Annotated in this window: 18 protein-coding genes, 1 other RNA gene and 4 pseudogenes; 12 read left to right on the top strand and 11 right to left on the bottom strand. The window is 64.4% G+C overall.

Annotated features, from left to right (window positions below; all coding sequences use genetic code 11):
• The first annotated feature begins 105 nt into the window (after window positions 1-105).
• The 3 genes from HK436_RS26170 (at window position 106) to HK436_RS26180 (ending at window position 3479) form a co-directional block, all read left to right on the top strand.
• Window positions 106-498: a hypothetical protein gene (locus tag HK436_RS26170; RefSeq protein ID WP_173194613.1), complete on the top strand. Its 393-nt coding sequence runs from the start codon at window positions 106-108 to the stop codon at window positions 496-498.
• A gap of 147 nt (window positions 499-645) precedes the next feature.
• Window positions 646-2304 (top strand): FAD-binding dehydrogenase, encoded by a 1659-nt coding sequence (locus tag HK436_RS26175; protein WP_173194614.1) that lies wholly within the window; start codon window positions 646-648, stop codon window positions 2302-2304.
• Window positions 2305-2330: 26 nt separating this feature from the next.
• Complete coding sequence (locus HK436_RS26180; protein ID WP_173194615.1) at window positions 2331-3479, top strand: amidohydrolase; 1149 nt, start codon at window positions 2331-2333, stop codon at window positions 3477-3479.
• Between the two features lie 48 nt (window positions 3480-3527).
• On the opposite strand, the pseudogene HK436_RS26185 reads toward HK436_RS26180, so the two are convergent.
• Window positions 3528-5328, bottom strand: a pseudogene (locus tag HK436_RS26185) (ABC transporter transmembrane domain-containing protein).
• Between the two features lie 195 nt (window positions 5329-5523).
• Between HK436_RS26185 and rpmE the strand changes: the two are divergent.
• Complete coding sequence (rpmE, locus tag HK436_RS26190) at window positions 5524-5745, top strand: 50S ribosomal protein L31 (RefSeq protein ID WP_173194616.1); 222 nt, start codon at window positions 5524-5526, stop codon at window positions 5743-5745.
• A 137-nt stretch (window positions 5746-5882) separates the two neighbouring features.
• Here rpmE and HK436_RS26195 read toward each other — a convergent pair whose 3' ends face one another.
• Together HK436_RS26195 and HK436_RS26200 are read right to left on the bottom strand one after the other, a co-directional pair.
• Window positions 5883-6185, bottom strand: coding sequence for an Rdx family protein (locus HK436_RS26195; RefSeq protein WP_173194617.1), 303 nt, complete (start codon window positions 6183-6185; stop codon window positions 5883-5885).
• Window positions 6182-6929 (bottom strand): annotated as a pseudogene (locus tag HK436_RS26200) (YebC/PmpR family DNA-binding transcriptional regulator). The gene HK436_RS26195 and the pseudogene HK436_RS26200 overlap by 4 nt, the downstream one beginning before the upstream one ends.
• Window positions 6930-7113: 184 nt before the next feature.
• Between HK436_RS26200 and HK436_RS26205 the strand changes: the two are divergent.
• Complete coding sequence (locus HK436_RS26205) at window positions 7114-7734, top strand: hypothetical protein (protein ID WP_173194618.1); 621 nt, start codon at window positions 7114-7116, stop codon at window positions 7732-7734.
• 85 nt (window positions 7735-7819) lie between these two features.
• Entirely contained in the window at window positions 7820-8635 is an 816-nt protein-coding gene (locus HK436_RS26210; RefSeq protein WP_173194619.1) for an MBL fold metallo-hydrolase, read from the top strand.
• Between the two features lie 7 nt (window positions 8636-8642).
• Here HK436_RS26210 and HK436_RS26215 read toward each other — a convergent pair whose 3' ends face one another.
• The 3 genes and pseudogenes from HK436_RS26215 to HK436_RS31910 form a co-directional block, all read right to left on the bottom strand.
• Window positions 8643-9416: a TerC family protein gene (locus HK436_RS26215; RefSeq protein WP_173194620.1), complete on the bottom strand. Its 774-nt coding sequence runs from the start codon at window positions 9414-9416 to the stop codon at window positions 8643-8645.
• A gap of 119 nt (window positions 9417-9535) precedes the next feature.
• Window positions 9536-10355: pseudogene (locus tag HK436_RS31905) on the bottom strand (TIGR00282 family metallophosphoesterase).
• Between the two features lie 13 nt (window positions 10356-10368).
• A pseudogene (locus HK436_RS31910) lies at window positions 10369-10995 on the bottom strand (5-formyltetrahydrofolate cyclo-ligase); the annotation flags it as partial.
• Between the two features lie 68 nt (window positions 10996-11063).
• Between HK436_RS31910 and HK436_RS26230 the strand changes: the two are divergent.
• Entirely contained in the window at window positions 11064-11543 is a 480-nt protein-coding gene (locus tag HK436_RS26230) for a GNAT family N-acetyltransferase (RefSeq protein ID WP_173194623.1), read from the top strand.
• Window position 11544: 1 nt separating this feature from the next.
• On the opposite strand, the gene ssrS is transcribed toward HK436_RS26230, so the two are convergent.
• A non-coding RNA gene (ssrS, locus tag HK436_RS26235) (6S RNA) lies at window positions 11545-11701 on the bottom strand.
• A gap of 167 nt (window positions 11702-11868) precedes the next feature.
• Between ssrS and HK436_RS26240 the strand changes: the two genes are divergently transcribed.
• The 5 genes from HK436_RS26240 to msrB all read left to right on the top strand — a co-directional run bounded on the left by HK436_RS26240 (window position 11869) and on the right by msrB (window position 15474).
• On the top strand, window positions 11869-12708 hold the full coding sequence (locus HK436_RS26240) for an AAA family ATPase (RefSeq protein WP_173194624.1): 840 nt from the start codon (window positions 11869-11871) through the stop codon (window positions 12706-12708).
• 92 nt (window positions 12709-12800) lie between these two features.
• Window positions 12801-13283: an imm11 family protein gene (locus tag HK436_RS26245; protein WP_173194625.1), complete on the top strand. Its 483-nt coding sequence runs from the start codon at window positions 12801-12803 to the stop codon at window positions 13281-13283.
• A gap of 90 nt (window positions 13284-13373) precedes the next feature.
• Entirely contained in the window at window positions 13374-13820 is a 447-nt protein-coding gene (locus HK436_RS26250; protein WP_173194626.1) for a GNAT family N-acetyltransferase, read from the top strand.
• 5 nt (window positions 13821-13825) lie between these two features.
• Window positions 13826-15016: a vWA domain-containing protein gene (locus tag HK436_RS26255; protein ID WP_173194627.1), complete on the top strand. Its 1191-nt coding sequence runs from the start codon at window positions 13826-13828 to the stop codon at window positions 15014-15016.
• Window positions 15017-15072: 56 nt separating this feature from the next.
• A complete protein-coding gene (gene msrB, locus HK436_RS26260; RefSeq protein WP_173194628.1) occupies window positions 15073-15474 on the top strand; it encodes a peptide-methionine (R)-S-oxide reductase MsrB in 402 nt (133 codons plus the stop codon).
• A 197-nt stretch (window positions 15475-15671) separates the two neighbouring features.
• On the opposite strand, the gene HK436_RS26265 is transcribed toward msrB, so the two are convergent.
• From HK436_RS26265 to HK436_RS26280, 4 genes are all read right to left on the bottom strand, one after another.
• Window positions 15672-16832, bottom strand: a complete 1161-nt coding sequence (locus HK436_RS26265) for a M20 aminoacylase family protein (protein ID WP_173194629.1) — start codon at window positions 16830-16832, stop codon at window positions 15672-15674.
• Window positions 16833-16907: 75 nt separating this feature from the next.
• The gene (locus HK436_RS26270; RefSeq protein WP_173194630.1) at window positions 16908-17171 is read right to left on the bottom strand and encodes a DUF2312 domain-containing protein; all 264 of its coding nucleotides are present in this window, start codon (window positions 17169-17171) and stop codon (window positions 16908-16910) included.
• Between the two features lie 79 nt (window positions 17172-17250).
• Complete coding sequence (locus HK436_RS26275) at window positions 17251-17559, bottom strand: DUF1244 domain-containing protein (protein ID WP_173194631.1); 309 nt, start codon at window positions 17557-17559, stop codon at window positions 17251-17253.
• A 21-nt stretch (window positions 17560-17580) separates the two neighbouring features.
• Complete coding sequence (locus HK436_RS26280) at window positions 17581-18378, bottom strand: N-formylglutamate amidohydrolase (RefSeq protein ID WP_173194632.1); 798 nt, start codon at window positions 18376-18378, stop codon at window positions 17581-17583.
• Window positions 18379-18485 lie beyond the last annotated feature (107 nt).

Genomic DNA, 18485 nt, shown 5'->3' on the forward strand with positions numbered 1-18485 from the left:
ACCTGCCGGCGGCGTTTTGGGAAGGACGCTGTGACAAGGCAGGCTCAGACGGCCAAGATCTGACCACTGGCTCCCAACAGTCGGTCAAGGAATGGACGAAAGAAAATGCGTAACCTTACTCTCAAGACCACCCTTTCCGCGCTTCTGGTTTCCGTGCCTCTGGCAGGTGCCTTTGCTGAGGACGACGCAACGCGTGGCCTCCCGAACGTGGATGCAATGTACACTTCCTCGATCTCGCTGCCGCAGACGTCTTATGCAAGGCAGCTCGATGCAGCCCTGGTTGCAGCTCAGACCAACCTGCAGGCCGGTGACCGCTCGACCGCTGTCGACGCCGGCAGCGCGGCCCAGGTCCGTGCGCAGATCGACGCCGTAAGGCAGGCCGCTGCCCAGGAGAAGGCCACCAATGGTGGCGACCTGAGCGCCGCCTCCTATCAGGCGCTCTCCGGCCAGGTCCGCGGCATCCAGCAGACCATTCACGGCCTCCAGAACGGTAGCTGATCCCGTTTGACCTCCGTTGAATTGCTTAGAAGGCCGCCGTTTTCGGCGGCCTTCTTAGTTTGTGCATCCCCTTTTTGCCGCCCGTTGACCATCCGCTCCAAACAACGGCAATCTTGCGGCCGGAAAACAAACCCTAGGGAGGGGATCATGGCCGACGAGGCGGACGCCATCGTCATCGGCGGCGGACTTGCCGGCCTTGTCGCAGCCGCAGAGCTTGCCGACGCCGGCCGATCGGTCGTCATCCTGGAACAGGAAGGCAGCAATGCGCTGGGCGGCCAGGCTTTCTGGTCGTTGGGCGGCCTGTTCTTTGTCGACAGCCCAGAGCAGCGCCGCATGCGCATCCGCGACAGTCGCGAACTTGCCGTGCAGGACTGGATGGGTTCCGCCCAGTTCGATCGCGAGGAGGATTACTGGCCACGCTGCACGGCCGAAGCCTATGTCGATTTTGCTGCCGGCGAGATGCGCCCCTGGCTTCACGCGATGGGTATGCGCTGGTTTCCGGTCGTCGGCTGGGCCGAACGCGGCGGCGCGCTGGCCGATGGCCACGGCAATTCCGTTCCGCGTTTCCATATCACATGGGGCACCGGCCCCGGCGTGCTGGCGCCCTTCATCCGCCGCGTCGGCGAACATGAGCAGGCAGGCCGCATAAAGATCAGGTACCGCCACCAGGCGAGTCGACTCGTCACCACCAATGGTGCGGTCACAGGCGTCGCCGGAGAAGTGCTCGAACCATCGACCGCCGAACGCGGCCAGCGCTCCGGGCGAGGCGTGATCGGCGCCTTCGAACTCTCCGCTCCGAAGGTCATCGTCACCTCTGGTGGCATCGGCGGCAATTTCGACCTGGTGCGCGCCAACTGGCCTGTCGAGCGCCTCGGACCCGCACCACAAACCATGGTTGCCGGCGTGCCGCACCATGTAGACGGCCGCATGGTCGCCATTGCTCAGGACGCCGGGGCGGCGCTCATCAATGCCGACCGCATGTGGCATTACACAGAGGGCGTGCAGAACTGGGTGCCGATCTGGCCGGACCACGGCATCCGTATCCTGCCGGGGCCATCGTCCATGTGGTTCGACGCACTGGGTGACCGCCTCGCTGCGCCCTGCATGCCGGGGTTCGACACACTGTCGACGCTGAAACGCATTCTTTCCACCGGCTATGACTATTCCTGGTTCGTGCTCACCCAGAGCATCATCAAGAAGGAGTTCGCCCTGTCGGGTTCCGAGCAGAACCCCGACCTGACCTCAGGCAAGTGGCTGAACGTGCTCAAGACCCGCCGGGGCGCGGGCGCGCCGCCGCCGGTCGAGGCCTTCAAGAAGCACGGCGCCGACTTCATCGTCCGCGATACCCTGCCCGAGCTCGTCTCGGCGATGAACACGATGACCGGCGAGAACCTGCTCGACCCTCAGCGGATCGCGGCGCAGATCCAGGCCCGCGACCGCGAGATCGAGAACCCGTTCTCCAAGGATGCGCAGGTAACAGCCATTCGCGGCGCACGCGCCTATCTTGGCGACAAGCTCATCCGCACGGCCAAACCACACCGCATCCTCGATCCCGCCCACGGCCCGCTGATCGCGGTACGCCTGCACGTCCTGACCCGCAAGACACTGGGCGGGCTCCACACCAATCTCGACGGACAGGTTCTTGACGCCACCGGCGCCACGTTGCCCGGCCTTTATGCGGCCGGAGAGGTGGCGGGCTTCGGCGGCGGCGGTTATCACGGTTACAACGCGCTGGAAGGCACCTTCCTCGGCGGCTGCATCTTCTCCGGCCGCAATGCCGGTCGCCACGCAGCCGCCAGCGCCTGAACGGACACGAAAAAGACGGAGACATCATGACCCTCACCAACCAGGACATCGCCGATCTGGTCGAGTTCCGCCGCGAATTGCACCGGTTCCCGGAAATTTCCGGCGAGGAGGCCGAGACGGCGCGCCGGGTTGTGGGGTTTCTGGACGATACGCAGCCCGATACGGTGCTCACCGGGCTCGGCGGTCACGGCGTCGCTGCCGTCTATGACAGCGGGCTACCTGGTCCGACCGTGTTGTTCCGCTCCGAGCTCGACGCACTGCCCATCGAAGAGCTTTCCGACGCGCCGCACCGGTCGACGATTGCAGGCAAATCCCACATGTGCGGCCATGACGGCCACACCACCATCCTCGCCGCTCTCGGCCGCCAGCTTGGGCGGCAGCGCCCTGCGCGCGGCCGCGCGGTGTTGATGTTCCAGCCGGCAGAGGAGACCGGCGCTGGTGCCGCCGGCGTGGTTGCCGATCCCCGCTACGAGGCGATCCGACCGGACTTCGCCTTCTCGCTTCACAATGTGCCCGGCACGCCGTTCGGCCACGTCCGTCTCAAGCCCGGCGTCGTCAACTGCGCCTCGCGTGGCATGCGTATCGTACTGGAAGGCAAGACGGCCCATTCCTCGATGCCCGAGACCGGCACCTCGCCGATGCTCGCCGTCAGCCGGCTGATGCCAGCGCTGGCGAAACTCGGCGGCGGCAGTTTCGAGAACGACGATTTCGGCATGGTCACCGTCACGCATGCGGAAATGGGCGAAGCCGTTTTCGGCATCGCGCCCGGCCGCGCCGAGGTGTGGTGCACCCTGCGCACGCGGCTCGACGAGCGCATGGCCGATCTCTGCGCGGCCGCGGAAGGTTTGGCGCGCGAAATCGCTGCGCAGGACGGATTGCGCTTTGCCGTCGACTATCATGAGATTTTCGTTGCCAGCCTGAACGCACCTGAGGCGGTCGATCACCTGCGCGCAGCACTCGACGCGGAAGGTATCACCCACGACGAGGAACAGCTTCCGATGCGCGCCTCGGAGGATTTCGGCCTGTTCGGGCACACGTCGAAGTCGGCGATGCTGTTCCTTGGAGCCGGCACCGACCTTCCCGAACTGCACAACCCGGACTACGACTTCCCTGATGACCTGATCGCCATCGGTTCGCGGATCTTCATGCGGACGGCGCGGTCATTGCTTGGCTGAAGAGAAAAATAACCACACCCAAGCTGGTGCCGTAAATGGGCCCAAGCTTTACTCGGCCGCCTTGCCGAAGGCCTCGGCACCGTGGTCAAACTGCAGCCGCGCCAGCCGCGCATAGGTGCCGCCGCGCGCCACCAGGCTCTGGTGCGTGCCCTCCTCGACGATCCGCCCCTGATCCATCACCAGGATGCGATCGGCCTTGAGCACGGTCGCCAGCCGGTGCGCGACAACGATGGTGGTCCGCCCCTCCATCAGCCGCTCGAGTGCCGTTTGCACCAGCGTCTCGCTTTCGGCGTCGAGCGCGGAGGTCGCTTCGTCCAAGAGCAGGATCGGCGCATCGCGCAAAATGGCGCGGGCGATTGCCACCCGCTGCCGCTGGCCACCGGAAAGGGTCACGCCGCGTTCGCCGAGCGCGGTCTCGTAGCCATCCTCCAGCTTCGAGATGAAGGTATCGGCATGAGCGTCGCGGGCCGCCGCCTCGATCGCCGCGCGGCTCGCCCCCGGCCGCCCGAAGGCGATGTTGTCGGCGGCGCTCGCGGCAAAGATCGTCACGTCCTGCGGCACGATGGCGATACGGCTGCGTACGGCTTCCGGGTCTGCATCGCTGATGTCCACGCCATCAATAAGCACCGCCCCGGATTGCGGATCGTAGAAACGCATCAGCAGCGAGAACACGGTGCTTTTGCCCGCACCCGACGCGCCGACGATCGCCACCGTCTCCCCGGTGCGATGCTGAAGGAAAGCCCATGGAGCGCCGACTGCCCCGGCCGTACCGGATAGGCGAAGCACACGTCCCGGAACTCGATCGCGCCGCGCGCGGGTTCAGGCATCGACAGAGGCGACAAAGGCGCGGTCACCGTCGGTTCCTCTGCCAGCAGTTCGGTCAACCGTTCGGCGGCTCCCGCCGCCTGACTGAGTTCGCCCCACACTTCCGACAAGGCGCCGAGAGCGCCGGCCGCCAGCACGGCGTAGAACAGGAACTGGCCCAGCGTGCCCGGCGAGATTGCGCCTGAAAGCACGTCGTAGGAGCCTATCCAAAGCACCGCCACCACGGAGGTGAAGATCGTGAAGATGGCAAAGAAGGTGAGGAAGGAGCGCGCGAACACCGAAGCCCGCGCCGCGGAAAACGCAGTCTCGACCGCCGCCGAAAACCGTTCCGTCACGAGCCTTTCGTTGGTGAACGCCTGCAGCGTCCGCACCGCGCCGATCTGCTCGCTCGCATAGGCAGTGGCATCGGCCAGAGTATCCTGCGCGATCGCGACTTGCGCCGCACCGAGCGGCCGAAGGCGACCAACGGCAGAACGACGATGGGGATCGCGGCGATGACGAGGCCCGAGAGCTTCGGACTGGTCACGACCATCATCGCGAGCGCGCCGAGCCCCATGATGAGATTGCGCAGCGCGACAGATGCGGTCGCTCCCACGGCAGACTTGATCTGGGTGGTGTCGGCCGTCAGCCGCGAGACGATCTCGCCCGACTGCACCGTGTCGAAGAAACCGGGCGACAGGCGCGTCACATGCGCGAAGACGTCGCGGCGGATGTCGGAGACCACCCGCTCGCCCAAGGTGATGACGAAGTAGTATCGGGCGGCCGACGCCAGCGCCAGAATCCCGGCCAGCACCGCCAGCATGGAAAAGTAATTGGCGATCAGCGCGGAATCGGAATCGCTGAAACCGAAGTCGATCATGCGCCGCACGGCGATCGGCAAGGTCAATGTCGTCAATGCGGCGGCAAACAGCGATATGACCGCACCGACGACCAGCCGGCGATAGGGCAGGATGTAGGGAAACAACCGGCGCAGCGGCTGCAGCGAACGGTCGCGCCCTCCCCGTTCTGGTATCAGATCCGCCATCAGCCCTTTCCTGTCGCCGCCTTCGGGCGAATTTGCCGGCCAGTCGGCCTTGTGGTTTTCCGCCGGCTCATGTATAGGCCAGCCCGACCGTTTTGGAGCCGCGGCCTTTCCATAGCTGCGGCTTCAGGTTTTGATAGTGGGCGCATCGCCGCAGCGTAGCGCCGCGCGACAGCCCCGAAAGCCAGGACGACACCGATGAAAGCCGATATCCATCCCGACTACCACACCATCAAGGTCGTCATGACCGATGGCACCGAATACACGACCCGCTCGACCTGGGGCAAGGAAGGGGACACGATGAACCTCGACATCGACCCGACCACGCACCCGGCCTGGACCGGTGGCCAGCAGACGCTGCTCGACCGCGGCGGCCGCCTGTCCAAGTTCAAGAAGCGCTACGAAGGCCTCGGCATCTGAGCCTTGCGTCAGATCAAGCAGAAGTGAAAAACCCGCCGAAAGGCGGGTTTTTTCTTGGCCGCATGTCAGGATTGGAGCCAGAACACAGGGTCAAACCAGGACAAGCGCCGCGACGTGTTGCCGGGCCAATTGAGCCCTCAATCCTTCCGGTCGGAATGACCGAGGTCACGCTCCGGCCATACACGGTCGCGCACGAGCTGCTTCAACACCTTGGCTTCCGGAAAGCCCCCGTCGCGCTTGCGCTCCCAGATCAGCTCGCCGTCGAGCGCGATCTCGTACGCACCGCCGGTGCCGGGCACAAGCGCCACCTCGGCAATATCCGCTCCGAAGGTCGACAACAGCTCCTGCGCCATCCAGGCTGCACGCAGCAGCCACTGGCACTGCGTGCAGTAGGTGATCGTGATGCGCGGGCGCGGTGCCCCGCCCGAGCCGACCGTCATGCCGCGCTCAGCTTGGCCAGCGTCTCGTCGTCGACCTCGAAATTTGCGTAGACGTTCTGCACGTCGTCGTCGTCTTCCAGCGTCGCGATCAGCTTGAGGATCGATTGGGCGCGGTCCTCGTCAACCGGAGTGGAGGTCTGCGGCTTCCAGATAGTCTTGACCGATTCCGCCTCTCCCAGGGCCTTCTCCAGCGCCGAGGTGACGTCGCCGATGTCCTCGAAGGCGCAGATGATGACGTGGCCGTTCTCGTCGGACTGCACGTCGTCCGCACCGGCCTCGATCGCAGCTTCCATCACGGTGTCCGCATCGCCGGCAGCCGCGCCATAGACGATCTCACCGACCCGATCGAACATGAAGGAGACCGAGCCCGTCTCGCCCATCGCCCCGCCAGCCTTGGTGAAGGCGGCACGCACGTTGGATGCGGAACGATTGCGGTTGTCGGTCAGGGCTTCGACGATCACGGCAACGCCGCCGGGGCCGTAGCCCTCGTAGCGCACTTCGTCATAACTCTCCGCATCGCCGCCCGACGCCTTGTTGATGGCGCTGGATGTTGTCCTTCGGCATCGACTGAGCCTTGGCATTCTGCACGGCAAGGCGCAGTCGCGGGTTCATGTCGGGGTCGGGCGCGCCCATCTTGGCTGCGACGGTGATTTCGCGCGCGAGCTTGGAAAACATCTTCGAGCGGACCGCATCCTGCCGGCCCTTGCGATGCATGATGTTCTTGAACTGTGAATGACCTGCCATAACACCCCTATGCGGACTTCTTCGCAATGTCGTTGAATGGCGCGCCTTATAGTGAAAAGCCCGCCGAACGTCCAGAAAAAGCCGGCTGCCGGATAAGCGCAGCAACCGTATGTCGACGCAGATTCCCCTTGCCGCGCGCAGTTTCGAGCCCGAAACTGCTTGTCGGGGCACGTGGAGGCTTGTGATGACGACCGAGCAAGGGGACAGCTACTTCAATCCGGTGAACAACACGCGGCTCGTGTTCACGGAGCTGCCAAAGGACAATGGCGGCGTCAGGCTGGTCATGGACTGGTTTGCAGGCCCGGGAGAAACGCTGCCGAACACGCGCCATTATCACGCCGGTCCGGCGGACTTCGCTTCGGAACGCTTCGACCTAATTGCCGGCAGCGCCGTATACTGGATCGGCGATAGCAAACTCCGCGCCGACGCTCCCCACAGTTTCGATGTCCCTTGCAACACGATTCACGTTCATCCGCGCAATGTGGGGAGCGGCGAAATGCATGTGCGCCAGACGGTGACGACACCCCAGCCTGACCTTCACAATCTGCAGCGCGCACAGCATTTTTTCGAAACGCTGGTGGCGCTCGGGCAGCAGGGCAGGAGCGATCGAGAATGCAACTTCACCGACCGTCTGCAATCGGCGCTAACGATGAGGGAGACGCTGCTGGACCCGACCTGGCTTGCGGGGCAGTCGCAAGCCCTGCAGCGCGCGACGATTGGACTTGGCGCAACCCTTGCACTCACGCTCGGCTACAAGGCCCGCCACCAGCCGGTGAAGGAGCAGGCTGCGGCGCAGACCCCGTAGCGTAGCGGGCTCGCACAAACGTGAAGCCGGGGATCGGCAGTTTCGCTTAACCTGCCGGGCGACGCTCGAAGCCCGGAGAACCGCCATGAGCCTGGTCCGCCGCCTCGCCCTTGCCGCCACCATCCTTGCCACCGTTCCTGCGGGCGCCATGGCCCAGGATCAGGCGGAGCCACCGCCGAGCAGATGCGTCGCGATCGCAGAAACGCTCCCCCATGTCACCTACGCAAACTTTACACCTGCGCAGACCTTCGTCGATGGAGACTTGACGATCACTTATGCTGGCCACTCGACCTACGTGATCGAGACGCCGGGCGGCGTGCGCATCGCCACCGATTTCTCCGGTTACTACGGCGCCGAGCCTCTGCCGCGCATCGTCACGATGAACAAGGCACACCGCACCCATTTCACGGAAAGTCCGGATCCGGGCATCGAATACGTCCTGCGCGGCTGGAACCCGGAAGGCGGCCCGGCCCGCCACGCCGTCGTCGTGGACGATGTCTACATCCGCAACGTGCCAACCGACATACGCTCATGGGGCGGCATGGAGGAAGGTGGCAATTCGATCTTCATCTTCGAGGTTGCCGGGCTTTGCATCGGCCATCTCGGCCACCTGCACCACCGGCTGGAGGACGCACATTACGGCGCCATCGGGCGTCTCGATATTCTGATGGTACCGATCGACGGCGGCATGACGCTCTCGGTCGGAGCGATGAGCGAGATCGCCACCCGGCTTTTCTCCTCGCTCATCCTGCCGATGCACCGCCATGCAACGCCGATGGCCGAGTTCACCGGCCGCATGGGCGAAACCTTCGATGTCCGCTACGCCGAAGGGCCGTCCTTCAGCGTATCTCTGCGCACCCTGCCCTCGCGCCCCACCATTCTGGTGCTCAAGGGCGTTTGACGCGGCATCAATGTGCCGCGTCGATGCCCGCAGCCTTGTCTCGTGCACGCTTGCGCCGCGCCAGCATGTTCAGGCCCTCCACCAGCGCCGAGAAGCCCATGGCGGCGTAGATGTAGCCCTTCGGCACATGGAAGCCCATGCCGTCGGCGATCAGCGTCATGCCAATCATCAGCAGGAAGGCCAGCGCCAGCATCACGATGGTCGGATTCTTCTCGATGAACTGCGAAAGCGGATTGACGGCCACCAGCATAACCGTCACCGCGAAGATGACGGCGATGTACATGATGGCGATCTCGTCGGTCATGCCGACCGCGGTGATGATCGAGTCGATCGAGAACACAAGGTCCAGCAGCAGGATCTGGAAGATCGCGCCCGCGAGCGAGATCTGGATCGTCTGTCCGATCATGTTCTCCTTGCCGTCGTCGTGATCGACGGAATGATGGATTTCCTTGGTGGCCTTCCACACCAGGAACAGACCACCCGCGATCAGGATCAGGTCGCGCCAGGAGAACGGGTGATCGAACAGCACGAACAGCGGAGTGGTGAGCTGCACGATCCACGCAACGGTGGCGAGCAGCAGGAGCCGCATGATGAGCGCGCCGCCAATGCCGATCCGCCTTGCCCTTACCCGGTGTTCTTCCGGCAGCTTGTTGGTCAGGATCGAGATGAAAATCAGATTGTCGATGCCAAGAACGACCTCGAGCACGACCAGCGTGACCAGCGCAACCCAGGCTGTCGGGTCGGAAAGCCAGTCGAAATGTCCGGCGAAGAACTCGATCATTGGTGCCCCCGGCTGTGGATCGATGGGAAGATTAAGAGAATTAGGCGCCCCTGCGCCCCGGCGTCAACCGCCGCGGCGCCTGCCGGAAATCCGCGAGCGCCACTTTGGTTCCCGCTCACCTACCAGAACGCGGGCACCGTCTCTTCGAGCCGCGGGCCCAGCCGCAGCGGCGCGATCCGCTCTGCAAGGCCCGTCCGGTCGGAGATGTCGAGGCCGACGCCGCAGATCGTTGCCGGCCCGCTCGCCGCCTCGAAGCGGCCCTTCGGCACCTTGGAAAGGAAGCGGTTCAGCGGCTCTTCCTTGTCCATGCCGAGCGACGAATCGTAGTCGCCGCACATACCCGCATCCGTCAGGTAGCCCGTGCCGCCATTGAGGATCTGGTGGTCGGCCGTTGGCTGGTGCGTATGGGTCCCCACCACAAGGCTTGCACGACCGTCCACGAAATGTGCGAAGCACATCTTCCGAGGTCGCCTCCGCGTGGAAGTCGATCACCACCGCATCCGCCTGCTCGCCCAGCGGGCAGGCCGCGAGTTCGCGTTCGCCCGCCTGGAACGGATCGTCGAGTTCCGGATGCATGAAGACCCGGCCCATGATGTTGGTTACGAACACGCGCGCGCCATTGCGGGCCTCGTAGAGCCCGGTTCCCCTGCCGGGCGTGCCGATCGGAAAATTGGCCGGCCGCAGGAAGCGATCGGAGCGCGACGCGAATTCCAGTGCCTCGCGCTGGTCCCAGACATGGTTGCCGGTGGTCACCACGTCGGCGCCTGCTTCCAGCGTCGCCAGATAGATGTCCTCGGTGATGCCGAAGCCGCCGGCCGCGTTCTCGCCATTGACGATGACGAAGTCGAGCCGGAAATCGGAGATCAGGCCCGGAAGCCTTTCCCACACCGCCGTGCGGCCGGATCGCCCGACCATGTCGCCCAGAAAAAGAAGTCTCATGACAGGTGTCTATAAGGCTAGGGGGAAACCCGCGCAAGCCGCTTTCGGTGAGGATTTCTTCGAGCTGCACATCGTGGTCCTGGTTCGGCACCTCTGGAACGAGCTGGCAGTCGAAGGCGATGCCGATCAGCCGCGGCGTCAAATTCCTGCGATGCAGGCGGTCGATCGCCCGGTCGTAATAGCCCGCGCCATAGCCGATGCGGTGGCCACGCGCATCGAACGCCGCCAGCGGCATCAGCATCAGCGCAGGTTCGAGCACCTCCGCCTCCTCGCCCGGTCCGGCTGTCCCGAAGCCCATGTCGATCAACGGCGCACCCCGAACGAGCTCGCGAAACACGATGGTCGTTTTGTCGAGGATCGCGGGCAGGCAGAGCCGCGCGCCCTTTTCGCGCAGCGCGAACATCAGCGGCCGCACGTCGACCTCCGAACGCATCGGCCAGAAACCGGAAACGACCGTGCCCGGCTCGATGTCGATGATCGACGCCGTCTCGGTCATGGCAAGCGAGGCCTCGATCCGCCATACGGCGTCGAGCGCATCACGCCGGGCCAGCGCTTCCTCGCGCAACTGCTTCTTCAACTGGGCGTGCAAGGCCACCTCCACCGGTTTGCGCCGGGCGCGCGAGTTTCTCTCTCCGGTCATAGAACTTCGACGGACCCCGCTCTATCCTGAAATCGACGTCACGAAATTCGAGCGATTCTGATTAGGTCATGATCGAGGAAAATTCAGCGCGCCCTGCGCGGCCCGACGAGCAGCCGGCGCTTGAAGGCATCTTGCGCCGGGCGTCACTTGCAGAATCCAGATACCGCGAACAGCTTCTGGCGCATCCGGAGGTGCTGGAGCTGCCGGTCGAGCAGATCGTGGCAGGCCGCGTGTTCGTGTCAGACATGGATCGGAAGCCTGCCGGTTTCTGCGTGGTCGTGCCGGCATCGGCTGGTGAACACGAACTGGAAGGGCTTTTCGTCGATCCGCCTTTCTGGGGCCGCGGGATAGGCAGGCTCTTGGTGGGCCACGCGGCGGCTATCGCCGCGGGCATGGGTGCCAAGCGGATGAGCGTCATCGCCGGTCATGAGGCCAGGGGATTCTACGAGAAATGCGGATTCGCGGTGACAGGCGAAACGCACACGCAGTTCGCTCCGGCCCTTGTCATGCATCTGATGCTGGATGCCGCAGCCGGCGGACAGGAATAAGAGACGTTCCACGACGACCGATGGAGCGGTTGATCCCGGGAGCCTACAAAGTAGGTGGGCGCCGTATGTCCAAGCCCACGGGCCTGGCCAGGGACAGCTCCCTAAGGATCAATAAGGCCCCGGGGAATAGTTGCTCCTGTCGGGAAGCGCAGAACGCCAAAGCCAATATAGGGCTCACCGAACGGTCTCGCCAGCGAAATGAATGACTTCTGTTTCCATGCGGCTCTTTTTCGCGGCGGCGACGATTTCGCCGCCTGCCCCTGCGTCTTCTTGCCCTGTTCCGCGCCCACCTCTACTGTCCGCCCCGACGAACAGGAGAGCATGAATGCGTTTTGAAGGAACGGCGGCCTATGTCGCCGACAAGGACCTTATGGTGGCGGTCAATGCGGCGATCGCGCTGGAGCGGCCGTTGCTGGTCAAGGGTGAGCCCGGCACTGGCAAGACCGAGCTTGCCAAGCAGATCGCAGCCGCGCTCGGCCTCGACCTCATCGAATGGCACGTCAAGTCCACCACGCGCGCGCAGCAGGGTCTCTACGAATACGACGCCGTCTCGCGCCTGCGCGACAGCCAGCTCGGCGACGAACGCTTCAACGACATCCACAACTACATCCGCCACGGCAAGCTGTGGGAGGCCTTTGCCGCCGACCGCAAGGTGGTGCTGCTGATCGACGAGATCGACAAGGCCGACATCGAGTTCCCGAACGACCTGCTGCAGGAACTCGACAAGATGGAGTTCCATGTCTACGAGACCGGCGAGACCGTGCGCGCGCGGCAACGCCCGATCGTCATCATCACGTCCAACAACGAGAAGGAACTGCCGGACGCCTTCCTGCGCCGCTGTTTCTTCCACTATATCCGCTTCCCCGACATGGACACGCTCCAGCGCATCGTCGACGTGCACTATCCGGGCATCAAGCAGAACCTCGTGCGCGCGGCGCTTACCCAGTTCTACGAGGTGCGGGAGGTGCCAGGCCTGAAGAAGAAGCCCTCAACCTCGGAAGCGCTCGACTGGATCAGGTTGCTGGTCGCAGATGACGTCGACCCCGCCGACCTGCGCGCCGACCCGAAGAACGCCCTGCCCAAGCTGCACGGTGCGCTTTTGAAGAACGAGCAGGACGTGCACCTCTTCGAACGGCTGGCCTTCATGGCCCGGCGGCAGGGATAGCGCGAGCGCTCGCCCGCTATGGAAATCTTCGTCCCGATCCCACCTGAAGGCGGCGAATGGGTGGTGACCGACACCCCCGGGAACTGGAGAAGATGCTGGGCGCAGGCGCCAGCCGCATACCGTGGTGGAAACGGCCGATCAGGGCAGTCCACGTGGCACATGGCGACGAACCGCGCAGGCGGCCTTTGCGCAGCGTCGATGCACCGTGGATGGGAAGTCACGGACTGGTGGTGAAACCCGCTGCCCGCGCCCTGCTCGAACCGCTTTTCGGTTCTGCGGCACAGTATGTGCCGGTGCGGGGAACGCCCTACCCGAAGCTCGACTACGTCCATGTCCACAAACTCGCCGATGTGCTGGACGAGAATGCGTCGGACATTCACTATTTCACGCCGGGGCGCGATATTATGGATGTTGCCCGCTACATGTTCAGGCGGGAAGTTGCCAACGCCGGACCCGTCTTCAAGCTTGAGCGTATGCCGCGAGGCAGCATCTTCCTGCGCGACGACGCAGTGGACGCGATACATGCGTCCGGCCTCACCGGGTTCGCATTCGAAAAGGTCTGGAGCAGCACATGACGGCAGGGTTAACCTTCGGCGGTTTCGTGGCTCTTGCCCTCGCGTGGGCCGGCGGCAAATCTGGACCGATACTGAAACAGGGAGTGTAGCGTGTCCGACGTCACCATCCGCCCGCTGACCGAGGCCGATCACGCCGACTGGCGCAGGCTCTGGACCGAATATCTGAAATTCTACGAGGCGACGGTGCCCGAGGAGGTCTACGCCTCGACATGGGCGCGCCTCTTCGACGACGGCGAATACGAGCCGCGCGGCTTCATCGCCACCGTCGACGGCAAGGCGGTCGGCCTCGTCCACTATATCCTCCACCGCACCTGCTGGTCGGTGAAGAACAATTGCTACCTGCAGGACCTCTATGCCGACCCCGAAGTGCGCGGAAGTGGCATCGGGCGCGCGCTGATTGAGGCCGTCTATACCGAGGGCGAGCGGCTCGACACCAACGGCGTCTACTGGATGACCCAGCATTTCAACGAGACGGCGCGCAAGCTCTACGACCGCATCGGCACGCTGACGCCGTTCATCAAGTACCAGGGAGGCTGAGCCGGGTGTTCCTGCCATTTTTCCTCGAGCTGAAAGCGGCAAAAGTTCCCGTGTCGCTGCGGGAATATCTGACCCTGCTCGAAGGCATGGAGGCCGATCTCGTCACCTACGACGTGGAGGGGTTCTACTATCTCTCCCGCGCCGCGCTGGTGAAGGACGAGCGGCATATCGACCGCTTCGACCAGGTTTTCGGCCATGTCTTCAAGGGTGTCGAGGCGGTGTCGGGCGAAGGGGCGGTCGACGTTGCCAACCTGCCCGAGGAATGGCTGCGCCGGCTCGCTGAAAAGCACCTGAGCGAAGAGGAAAAGAAGCTGGTCGAGGCGCTTGGCGGCTTCGAGAAGCTGATGGAAACGCTGAAGCAGCGGCTGGAGGAACAGAAGGGCCGTCATCAGGGCGGCTCGAAATGGATCGGGACAGCCGGCACCTCGCCCTTCGGCGCCTATGGCTACAATCCCGAAGGCGTGCGCATCGGCCAGCACGAAAGCCGTCATCGCCGCGCGGTGAAGGTGTGGGACAAGCGCGAATTCAAGAATTTCGACGATTCCGTCGAGCTCGGCACGCGTAACATCAAGGTCGCACTCAAGCGCCTGCGCCGCTGGGTGCGCGAGGGTGCCGAAGAGGAGCTCGACCTGCCGGGCACCATCCACGCCACGGCAGAGCACGGCTATCTCGACGTGCAGACGCGGCCCGAGCGGCGCAACGCGGTGAAGCTGCTGATGTTCTTCGATGTCGGCGGGTCGATGGACGACCACATCCGCGTCGTCGAGGAGCTGTTTTCGGCTGCCCGCGTCGAGTTCAAGCACATGGAGTATTTCTACTTCCACAACTGCCTTTACGAAGGCGTGTGGAAGGACAATCGCCGCCGCCACGCCGAGGTCATCCCGACCATGGACGTGCTGCACAAATACGGCAGCGACTACAAGGTCATCTTTGTCGGCGACGCCTCGATGAGCCCGTACGAGATCGCCTATACCGGCGGTTCGGTCGAGCACTGGAACGAGGAACCGGGCCACGCCTGGCTGTCGCGCGTCACCGCGCAATGGCCCAACGCCGTCTGGCTCAACCCCGTCCGCGAGAAGCACTGGGGATACACCCATTCGATCGGCATGATCTCCGAACTCTTCTCGCAGCGCATGTACCCGTTGACGCTGACTGGGCTGGAGCAGGCGACGCGCGAGCTGTCGCGCAGGCATTGAGGCCGGGACGCGGCCGCATTACATATCTGGCGATCCACCTTTCAGGAGCCACCGCCATGGACGCCAAGACCTATCCCGTCACCCGCACCGACGCCGAGTGGCGCGCGCTGCTGACGCCCGAGCAGTATCAGGTCATGCGCCAGCACGGTACCGAAAGGCCGGGAAGCTGCGCCCTGCTGCACGAAAAGCGCGCCGGCACCTTCACATGCGCCGGCTGCGACCAGCCGCTGTTCGAATCGACGCTGAAGTTCGAGAGCGGCACCGGCTGGCCGAGTTTCAACGACCCCGTGCCCGGTTCAGTCGAGGTGACCGAGGACCGCAGCTACGGCATGGTGCGCACCGAGGTGCATTGCGCCAATTGCGGCAGCCATCTCGGCCATGTATTCCCTGACGGCCCGCCGCCAACCGGCCTGCGCTACTGCATCAACGGTGTGGCGCTGGAGTTCGAGCCGGCGTAAGGCCTGTTCGTGCGTCCTTCGAGGCTCGCTCCGCTCGCACCTCAGGATGAGGGAGGTGGGCGACTGGTCTCGCGAGATAGCAAGCTTGATGCATGTGCAACGATAGGACTTTCGAGCCCCGAGCCCGCGGGAGCGATGCACAACCGTCCTCATCCTGAGGTGAGAGCGGAGCGAGCCTCGAAGGACGCACCCAAACGCTATCGCGAAGCCAGCGCCGTTTCCACAAGTCTTACCCAATAGCTGACGCCGGCGGGGATCGCCTCGTCGTCGAAATCGTATGCAGGGTGGTGCAAACCGGCGGAATCGCCGTTGCCGATGAAGATGAACGCGCCCGGACGCACCGTCAGCATGTGCGAGAAATCCTCGCCGGCCATCACCGGCCGCACGGCGCGGTCGACCGTTCCGGCCACCTCTTGCGCGACCTGCGCCACGAAGTCCGCCTCCTCCGGGCGGTTGAACGTCACCGGATGCGCCTGGCTGTAGTCGATCTCGATCTCGGCCCCCGTCGCCTTGGCGATACCGGCGCAGACCTCCCCGATCCGGCGCTCGGCCATGGCGGCGTTGTCCATGTCGAGTGCGCGCGTGGTGCCCCAGATCTCGATCGTTTCGGGAATGATGTTGTAGGCCGTGCCCGCGATCACCCGCGTAATGGTGACCACCAGGGAAGCGACCGGATCGGCGTTGCGCGCCACGATCGACTGTAACGCATCGATGAGCTGCGTCCCGGTGACGATCGGATCGATCGTCGTGTGCGGTCGGGCCGCGTGCCCGCCCCGCCCCTTGATGCGGATGGTGAACTTGGCGACGGCGCCCATGATCGGCCCGGCGCAGACCGCGAACTGCCCGGTCGGGATTCCCGGCATGTTGTGCATGCCGTAGACGCGCTCGATGCCGAAACGCTCCATCAGCCCATCGTCGAGCATGGCCCTGGCGCCGCTGCCGATCTCCTCGGCCGGCTGGAAGATCAGCGCGACGGAACCCGCGAAATTGCGGGTCTCGGCCAGATATTGCGCCGCGCCGAGCAGCATCGTGGTGTGCCCGTCATGGCCGCAGGCATGCATATGGGCCGGCGACTTCGACGCATGAGGCTTGCCGGTCTCCTCGGCGATGGGCAGCGCGTCCATGTCGGCGCGCAACCCGATGACCGGTCCCTCGCCCAGCCTGCCGCGGATGACCGCGACAATACCCGTGCGGCCGACGCCGGTCACGACATCGTCGCAACCGAATGCGCGCAGCTTTTCGGCAACGAAAGCGGTGGTGTGGGGAAGGTCGAAGCCGATCTCGGGCTGCTCGTGCAGCAGCCGGCGCCAGCCGGCGGCATCCTGCTGCATCTCGCTCGCGCGGTTGAGGATCGGCATGTCGGCTCCTTCGGCGATTGTGCGTTGCCCAACCTTAGGAGCGGATTGCCGGAACCGCCAGAGCCAGCCTGCGAACTATTCCATGCCGAGCGCGGCCTTGTAGAGGTCGAGGATCGCCTCTTCCTCCTGGCGCTCGTTCGCGTCCTTCTTGCGAAGCCGAATGATAACGCGCATCGCCTTGGTGTCGAAGCCGGTACCCTTGGCCTCGGCGAAGACTTCCTTGATGTCGTCCGCGATGGTCTGCTTTTCCTCCTCGAGCCGCTCGACGCGCTCGATGAAGGCGCGGAGCTGGCCCGCGGCTACGGTCTGGGCGGATTCGGCTGTGATGTCATCGGCCATGCTTGGATCTCCGGATTGGTCGGGCCGCGACTCGGGCGGCAAAAGGTCGGCGTTTGGTTGCCCGACACGGAGCCAAGAATCAATGGTCTTTCGGCCTGTTTTCCTCGAATGCCGTCTGCTTTTCGGCCGGGGCCTCGGTCTGGTATTTCGTGCGCCACTCGGCATAGGGCATGCCGTAGACGATCTCCCGCGCCTCTTCCTTGTCGAGCGCGACGCCAGCCTCTCCGGCCGCGTCGCGATACCAGTTGGACAGGCAGTTGCGGCAGAATCCAGCGAGATTCATCAGGTCGATATTCTGCACATCGGTGCGCGTGCGCAAATGCTCCACGAGGGTGCGGAAGGCAGCCGCCTCGAAATCGCGCTTCTGGTCCTCGGTCAGGTCGGGCATGGTCATTGCTCCTTCGCCAGCTCAGATCGGCCCGGTCCGCGAGCCATGCTGCTGTACCTCGTGAATATCGGGCAGCGCGTTGATCGCTTCAAGGATGGGCACCAGCCGATCTGCCCATTCCTCCGCGTCTCGCGCCTCTGCGATCAGGTCCTGCCGCAACTCGATCAGCGCATGGGCGTAGCCATTGACGATGGCGTGGCGGAACATGGTGTCGCCGCGCAGCGCGCCGTCATAGGGCTCGTTGTCGCCCACCGTCAGTGCGGGATCGGCGGAAAGCATGTCGAGCAGCGGCCGCACCGCGCGAGCGTCGGAATCCCACAGCACCCCGACATGCCACGGCCGGGCGCGGCCCTGCATGGAAGGCGTGAACGAATGGATCGAGAAGATGAAGGGTGCAGCGCCGGTTGCCGACGCAACCGAGGCAACCATCGAACCGACGGCGTCGTGGTAGGGGCGATAATAGCGTTCCAGCCGCCGCTCCCGCTCCTCGTCGCTCATCGGATAATTCGCGGGCACGATCGTGCCGTCATAGAGCTGGCGGATCAGAGTCGGATCGTCCTCGCCGCGGTTGGGGTCGATCAGCAGGCGCGAAAAGCGCGCCATGACCGCCGGCACGCCGAGCCGCGCGGCCAGCCGGCGCGTCACGGTCTCGACGCCGATGTCGTAGGCTATGTGCCGGTCGAATTCCGCGGCAGGCAGGCCGAGATCGCCATACTCCTCGGGAAGCGCGCGCCCGGCATGGTCGGCGAGCAGGACCAGGCCCCGGGTCCGGTCGCCTTCGATGGCTTCGAAAGGAGCGAAAAGGGCGTCACGCGTCATCAAACGATCCGAAAGTTGAAAAGATGCAGCGGCCTGTGTTTCATGAACCGCCGAACCATGCAATGCCGCTGTTTCGACACGCTTTCGGGCAGGATCGGCGAGGATGC

Origin of the sequence: Neoaquamicrobium sediminum (assembly GCF_013240295.1) — a bacterium.
Classification (GTDB): domain Bacteria; phylum Pseudomonadota; class Alphaproteobacteria; order Rhizobiales; family Rhizobiaceae; genus Aerobium; species Aerobium sediminum.